This is a genomic window from Streptomyces sp. T028 (assembly GCF_048159505.1).
Taxonomy (GTDB): Bacteria; Actinomycetota; Actinomycetes; order Streptomycetales; family Streptomycetaceae; genus Streptomyces.
Map to the genome: position 1 here is coordinate 1 of NZ_JBLRVZ010000120.1, position 1,514 is coordinate 1,514.

General features: G+C 63.2%; 2 pseudogenes. Both read right to left on the reverse strand.

Annotated elements, in window-relative coordinates:
* Positions 1-361: 361 nt before the first annotated feature.
* Positions 362-1,029 (reverse strand): annotated as a pseudogene (locus tag ACLZN2_RS50760) (hypothetical protein).
* Between the two features lie 133 nt (positions 1,030-1,162).
* Positions 1,163-1,514 (reverse strand): annotated as a pseudogene (locus tag ACLZN2_RS50765) (hypothetical protein); the annotation flags it as partial.

Below are 1,514 nucleotides of genomic sequence, written 5' to 3' on the forward strand. Positions count from 1 at the left end.
ACAAGGACCTCGACAATCCTCATTCTTGCTGGTCAGGGGCACTTTCTGCTTTCCTGACCGCCTGCCGGACAGCCCGCTTCATGAAAGCGCGAGGTTAGGCACAGCCATCCAAACTGATTGCCGAAACGCCGCGTCCGGATGAAGGACCGCCAGCGACCGCCTCTACTGCCACGTATCCCGACGACGTCCATCGGTTTTTCCTATTTGGTCTTGTCGGTTGGGTTCCTGGGCCGCTTGTTCGGGCGGAGGCTAGAATGATCACTCACGGTCACGCCGAGGCCGCATCGCTTCATGAATATGCAACACATGAACATGCGGCATCACCAGTACAAAATGCGCCGGTGGGCAGACAGATCGACACTCAATGGGCCTGCGGATAGCCGATTTCGGAGATGTCTTGGGCCAGGTCCGCCAGGGTGACCTCTTCGTTCAACAACGACACGAGTTCCTGGCCCAGCGGCCGCAAGGCATACAGGTCACTCACCGCTTCCAGATCCACAGAGACCTCGTAATAGTCCTCGGCGAAGCCCTGGAACGCTTCGGGTGATCGGTCGACCAGTAGGTGGAACAGCCCGTCGCCCCATCAGGGTCGGCACGGTTCGAGGGAAAGTCGATCGTGCCGTGGTGCCACCGATCGTCCTTCGCTTCCCGCCACAAGCAGGCCGTCACAACGGGCACGCCGTCCTCGTCGGTGAACGCCGGCTCCTCGACGAAGGGCTTGAAGACATCGGGAACGTCGTCGATCACTCCCGGCCAGGGCTCGCCATCGTGGCCATATGGGCTCATCGGCGATTCGTGGCCGAAGCCACGAACGTAGACCCCGGCCGCCGAGAACACGATGGAGTACTCGTCTCCTGACCCATTGCGCATCGAGGCCATCTCCTCGTCTTCTGCCCAGGTGGCGTTGAAGGAGTAGTACCGGCTCTCCCAGTCCGGGCTCAGGATCGCATCGAGCATCGCAAGGGAGCGGCACAGGTCCCGCAGGTCGGCGATGGTGGGAAGCTGGCGGGCTACGTCATAGACAGTCACGGGCTCATCCAACCGGACCCCTCTGACATCAGCCCCACCCCTGCCAGACGTCACGGTCAGTAGCAATTTCAGAGCCGGACGGGCCAACACGCGACAGTGGAATATGCGAGCGCACCAGTACCGAGGCCGTCACTCAAGTGGTGGGCGGAGTCGGATGCGCCGCGAGCCAGTCCTGGAGCTCGCGGTGCCGGAACTCGTAGGAGCTGCCCGAGAGCCGCAGCAGTCCGGCACCTCGGGCCCAGTGGAGGAACTCAGTTAGCCGTGGGGGGACTTGGCCGCGCGTACAGAGGCGGAAGGCGGCGTAGCGGGGTAACGCGGGGGCCACGGTGAGCAGAAGGGCGTGGGTGCAGATGAGGAAGAGGAGGAGCCCGGAGGCCGCGTTACCGGGGTGTGAGAGGGCAGTACGTGACGTGATGCCCGTTTCGGGCTTTCGGGTGGGGCTGTCGGGCTGGTCGTGGCCTGACCAGGCGGCTACGACTGTGGCT